We start from the raw sequence: 6,000 nt of genomic DNA on the forward strand, positions 1-6,000 counted from the left end.
CGTCACACCCCCTCTGTCCTGCCGGACATCTCCCCCGCAAGGGGGGAGATTGACTGCACCTCCGCTTTCGCCAATCTCGAATGTTGCAAGAAAAGCGGCGGGATCGAAGCTGCCAATCTCCCTCCTTGCGGGGGAGATGGCCGGCAGGCCAGAGGGGGGTGCTGTCCCGCCAGCGTTCCGCATCTGCCCGCGGCATCCCGCACAACAAACGCGGTTTTCCGCACAATCCCTCCGCCCCTCCTGCGTCATGCTCCGACCTCGCAACCCAGCCAAGGCCGTACCCCCATGAGCATCGTCGTATTCGACCCCGACAGCACCGAGGACGTGGACTTCAAGGACCGCATGCGCCACCCCGCTGCCGCCGATCCGGCCGGCGGTATGTGGCTGTCGGACACCGAGCCGTCCTTCATCGATGCCGATGCGCTGCGCAAGGGCCGGCTGGCGAAACTGCGCGGCTGGATGCGCGACGCCGGCTATGGCGGCGTGGTTCTGTTCGACCCCTACAACCAGCGCTATGCCACCGGCTCGCGCAACATGTTCGGCTATTTCCTGCGCAACTCGACCCGCTATTTCTTCATTCCGACCGACGGGCCGATCGTGCTGTTTGAGTACCCGCAGAGCTACCATGTCTCCATGGTGCTCGACACGATCGACGAGGCGCGTCCTTCCAAGCTGGTCTGGTCGTCGGTGTCGGGCCGCGACGACGAGACCGCCGGCCCCTTCGCCGACGAGATCACTGAGCTCTTGAAGCAGCATGGCGGCGGCTCGATGAAGCTCGGCCTCGATCGCTGCAGCCATCTGCAGGCGCTCGCCCTGGAAAAGCGCGGCTGCGAGGTCCGCGACTGCCAGGGCGAGATCCTGGCGGTGCGCGCCGTGAAGACGCCCGAGGAAGTCAAATGCCTGCAGGTGTCGATGGCCGGCGCCGAGGCTGCCGTCTACGCGGTGCGCGAGGCGATCAAGCCCGGCGTTTCCGAAAACGACCTGTTCGCCATCATGTATGGCGAGGTCATCCGCCAGGGCGGCGAGTTCATCGAGACCCGGCTGCTCACCTCCGGCCAGCGCACCAACCCCTGGTTCAACGAGGCCAGCGGCCGCAAGATCCGCCCCGGCGAACTGCTGGCGCTCGATACCGACACCATCGGCTGCTACGGCTATTATTCGGATTTCTCGCGCACCTTCCGCTGCGGACCGGGCAAGCCGACCCCCTACCAGAAGTCGCTCTACCGCATGGCGCACGACCAGGTTCAGCACAACATCGGGGTCGTCAGGCCCGGCATGGCGTTCCGCGAGATTGCCGAGAAGGCGTGGAAAATCCCCGACCGTTTCGTCGACCAGCGCTACACCTCGGTCATGCACGGCGTCGGCATGCATGGCGAAACGCCGTTCATTGCGCACGCCATGGATTACGAGACCTATGGCCGCGACGGCCATATCGTGCCAGGCATGGTGGTGAGCGTCGAAAGCTATATCGGCGAGAAAGGCGGCCGCGAGGGCGTCAAGCTGGAGGACGAGATCCTGATCACCGACACCGGCACCGAACTCCTGTCGCGCTTTCCCTATGAGGATGAGTTTCTGGAGAAGCAGGTTTGAGGGTGGCTTCGCACACCGGCGCCGGATCGCGAGCCTTTGCTGCCGTCGCGAGCCCCCACAACTTCGTCATCCTAGGGCGGAGCAAGGAGCGCAGCGACGCGGCGCAGACCCCTGGAGCTGCTTCGCAGCCCAAGGGATCCATGCCGGGACTCCAACGTGTCGCCACGGTCCAAATTCTGCTCCGCTGCACCATTCGATCAACGTCACGGCATGGATCCTCGGGTCTGCGCGTCCGCTTCGCTCCCGCTCCGCCCGTGGATGACGAAGTCGGGGGCGCTTCGGCCAATCACCACCGCTTGCGCCAGCACGGTAACGGACCGGCGCCGGCTCTTGGCCAAGCGGGACCCATGCATCAGGCATGCGCCGCATGAAAACCCCCATCGCCATCAAGCGCGGCACCGCAGCCGCGATCTTCATCGACCTGCAGGAAGAGCACCGGCAGGACAAGCGCTACCTGGTCGACGGCTTTGCCGGCATCCTCGCCAACGTCCAGCGCCTGCAGGCGGCGGCGCGGCAGCACCATGTGCCGCTCTACCACTGGGCCTACATCGTCGATCTCGACAAGCAGGACCGGCCGTTTCATCCGGTCGGTGAGGACGGCAAGTCGGCCTTTTCCGACAAGAGCGATCCGCTGACCGAGATCTGCCATGAGGTGGCGCCGGCCATGGGCGAGGCGCTGCTGGTCAAGGCCGAGGCCAGCGCCTTCCGCACCGGGCCGGCGGCGCGCGACATCAAATCCGCCGGCATCGAATGGTTGGTCGTATCAGGCGTCTGGACCGAGGCCTGTATCGACGCCTCGGTGAAAGACGCGGTGGCAAAGGGCTTTCGCGTGCTGCTGGTCAAGGATGCCTGTGGCAGCGGCAGTGCCGCCATGCACCAGACCGGCATCCTCAACCTCGCCAACCGGCTCTATGGTGGCGCCGTCACCGATACCGACGGCGCCTGCCGGCTGCTGGCCGGCGAGACCGTCACCGCCTGGCAGGTCGAAGGCTCGGTGCCGCTGCGCTTCTCCTTCGACAACGCGGCCGCGCTCTACGCCGATCTATGACTGTCGAAAGCATGACCAGGGGCCCCTACGAAACCCGACTCGATCCGGCCCTGTGGGCTTACATCGACGCGGTCAACGCCTGGTATCCGCCCGAAATCCTCGGCCTGCCGATCGACAAACAGCGCGCCGTCTATGACAGGATGAGCCGGGCCTTCCACCAGGGCCGCCCGGCAGGCGTCAAGGCCAGCGACGGTGTGATCGCCGCCGCCGGCCGCGACATCCCGGTCCGGCGTTACCAACTCGCCGGCAGTGCCGCGAAGGCGATGGTGATCTACTACCACGGCGGCGGCTTCATCCTCGGCGGGCTCGAAAGCCATGACGACATCTGCGCCGAGCTCTGCGCCGGCACCGGCTCCGACGTGCTGTCGGTCGACTACCGGCTGGCCCCGGAGCATCTTCACCCCGCCGCCTTCGACGATGCGGTGGCCGCCTTCGAATGGGCAGCGGCAATTACCGATCTGCCGCTGGTGCTGTGCGGCGAAAGCGCTGGCGGCAATCTCGCCGCCGCGGTGGCGCAGGCGACGCGCCGCCATATCAGAGCTGCGGTCGGCCAGGTGCTGATCTATCCCGAACTCGGCGGCGACGAGAGCGCCGGCTCCTATGTCGAGCACGCCGAGGCGCCGCTGCTGTCAGTGGCCGACGTCGTCTTCTACCGCGACGTCCGCTCGACCAGGCGCCAATCGCCGGATGCTCCGACCTTCTCGCCGCTGCGCGACACCGACTTCTCCAGCCTGCCGCCGACGGTCATCGTCACGGCGCAATGCGACCCGCTGTCGTCGGATGGCGAGACCTACCGCGACCGTATTGTGGCTGCCGGCGGCAAGGCGTGGTGGCACGAGGAGCCGAGGCTGGTGCACAGCTTCCTGCGCGCGCGCAGCACGGTGCCGGCGGCGGCGGAAGCGTTTGCGCGGATCGTGGCGGCGGTTGCCGCGCTGGGCAGGGGTGACTGGCCGTATTGAGTGGCTGAGGAAGGAAGGCGCCGGCGGTGGGGCGCCAATCTCCCCCCTTGCGGGGGAGATGTCCGGCAGGACAGAGGGAGGTGCTGTCCCGCTGACCTTTCAGCTAATCAGCTAAGTCCAGCCGCGCTCTCAGGCCGATTTTAAATGATCTGGGGATCGAAGGTCGGCGATCCTTCACACCCCCCTCTGTCCTGCCGGACATCTCCCCCGCAAGGGGGGAGATTGGCTGTCACGTCACCCTTCGCCAATTTTCGAAGGGGGAGGCCCCCGCTTGGCACCCTGCGGAACCCCGCACAATCACTGCGGATTCCCGAACACTTCCCGGCGTCACCCCGCTCTATCATTCCCCTCAGGCAATGGCGTCCCGGCGGTCGCGTCCGCCCCCGCGTCTGTCGATCGGCCGGGGCGATTTTTCTGTGCATGCCGTTGTCCCAAAACCGCTGGGCACTTTTGGGCGGCATGCATCAACAACAGGGGAACGACGATGAAATTCATGCTGACCGACCGCAAATTGCACCCGCAAGCCAAGCCCGTCGCCGACGATTTCAGGACCGGCGGCATCAACCGTCGCGAATATCTCGCTTTGATGGCCGGCCTCGGCGTCAGCGCCGCCGGCGCGCTGGCGCTGGGCGGGCTGAGCACCACCCCTGCCCGCGCGGCGGAACCGAAGAAGGGCGGCGTCTTGCGCGTCGCCATGAACGTCAAGGGCTTCAAGGACCCGCGCACCTTCGACGGCGTGGAGATGTCGAATGTCGCCCGCCACTGCAACGAATATCTGGTGCGCTGGAACACCGACTTCTCCTTCGAGCCCTGGCTGCTCGAAAGTTGGGAGGCGAGCGACGACGCCAGGACCCTCACCCTGCATGTGCGCAAGGGCATTTCCTGGTCGAATGGCGATGCCTTCAACGCCGACGATGTCATTCACAACCTCACCCGCTGGTGCGACGCCTCGGTGCCCGGCAATTCGGTCGCAGCGCGCATGGGCGCGCTGGTCAATGCCGACACCAAGAAGGTCGTCGACGGCGGCATCGAAAAGGTCGACGACTTCACCATCAAGCTCAACCTGCCCAAGTCAGACATTTCGCTGATCGCCGGCATGGCCGATTATCCCGCGCTGATCATGCACCGCTCCTATGAGGGCGACGGCGACCCGCTGAAGGCGCTGGCCATCACCACCGGCCCCTGCGAGCTGGTCAGCTGGGATGCCGAGACCGGCGCCGAGGTGAAGCGCAAGGATAAGCCATGGTGGAAGGGCGAATTCCACCTCGACGGCATCAAATGGGTCGACTACGGCTCCGACCCCAACGCCATGCTGTCGGCCTTCGAATCCGGCGAGATCGACACCGACCACGAGACCGCCTCCGATGCCGTCTCGCAGACCGAGCAGATGGGGCTGATGAATTCCGAGATCGCCACCGGCTCGACCATCGTCGCCCGCTTCAATGTCGCCAATGCGCCCTATGACGACGTCAAGGTGCGCCGCGCCGCCCAGCTCGCCGTCGACAATTCCGCCGTGCTGACGCTCGGCCTCGGCGGCCGCGGCAAGCCCGCCGACAACCACCATGTCGGCCCCATGCATCCCGAATATGCCGATATCGGCCCGGCCAGGCGCGACGTCGACCAGTCGAAGAAGCTGCTCGCCGAAGCCGGTAAGGCCGACCACGAATTCGAGCTCATCTCCGTCGATGTCGAATGGCAAAAGAGCACCGGCGATGCCATCGGCGCGCAGATGCGCGAGGCCGGCCTCAAGATCAAGCGCACCGTGCTGCCGGCCGCCACCTTCTGGAACGACTGGAGCAAATACCCCTTCTCCTGCACCGAATGGCTCGGCCGCCCGCTCGGCGTCCAGGTGCTGGCGTTGGCGTATAAATCGGGCGCCGCCTGGAACGAGAGCGCCTACGCCAATCCGGAGTTCGACACGCTGCTCGACAAGGCGCTGGCGACGCCCGACGCCAAGGCCCGCAAGGAGATCATGGGCAAGATCGAGCAGAATTTGCGCGACTCAGGCATCATCATCCAACCCTACTGGCGCTCGGTCTACCGGACGTACCGCAAAGGCGTCGAAGGTTGCGAACAGCACCAGGCGCTCGAGCAGCATTTTGAGAAGGTTTGGATTGAGAGTTGAGGCTTTCCATCCTTGGGTTCCTCGCCCCCACGGGAGTGGGGGAGAGGTGGGCCGGCGAAGCCGGGACGGAGCGGGGGACGCCCTTCGCGAAACCAAAACCGTATCAAGAATGAGAGCTGGCTGACACGACAGCAACCCTTGAGAAACTACCTCCCAACGCCGCGCTGGCCCCTCTCCGTCCCGGCTTCGCCGGGCCACCTTGTATCTACACGAGAGAGATTTCGTGGGATTAGAGCGATTGAGCCAAGGTCCGGGCGGCCGCCCGGACCTTGGCTTGG

General features: G+C 65.7%; 4 protein-coding genes. All 4 read left to right on the forward strand.

The features are described from left to right. The first annotated feature begins 285 nt into the window (after positions 1–285). The 4 genes from NKI21_RS30850 (at position 286) to NKI21_RS30865 (ending at position 5,722) form a co-directional block, all read left to right on the forward strand. Positions 286–1,590, forward strand: coding sequence for a M24 family metallopeptidase (locus NKI21_RS30850; RefSeq protein ID WP_352868971.1), 1,305 nt, complete (start codon positions 286–288; stop codon positions 1,588–1,590). 367 nt (positions 1,591–1,957) lie between these two features. Next, positions 1,958–2,638 (forward strand): isochorismatase family protein, encoded by a 681-nt coding sequence (locus NKI21_RS30855; protein ID WP_352868974.1) that lies wholly within the window; start codon positions 1,958–1,960, stop codon positions 2,636–2,638. An 11-nt stretch (positions 2,639–2,649) separates the two neighbouring features. Beyond that, the gene (locus NKI21_RS30860) at positions 2,650–3,597 is read left to right on the forward strand and encodes an alpha/beta hydrolase (protein WP_352868977.1); all 948 of its coding nucleotides are present in this window, start codon (positions 2,650–2,652) and stop codon (positions 3,595–3,597) included. Between the two features lie 484 nt (positions 3,598–4,081). After that, a complete protein-coding gene (locus NKI21_RS30865) occupies positions 4,082–5,722 on the forward strand; it encodes an ABC transporter substrate-binding protein (protein ID WP_352868980.1) in 1,641 nt (546 codons plus the stop codon). Positions 5,723–6,000 lie beyond the last annotated feature (278 nt).

Origin of the sequence: Mesorhizobium sp. M0715 (genome assembly GCF_040320355.1) — a bacterium.
GTDB lineage: Bacteria > Pseudomonadota > Alphaproteobacteria > Rhizobiales > Rhizobiaceae > Mesorhizobium.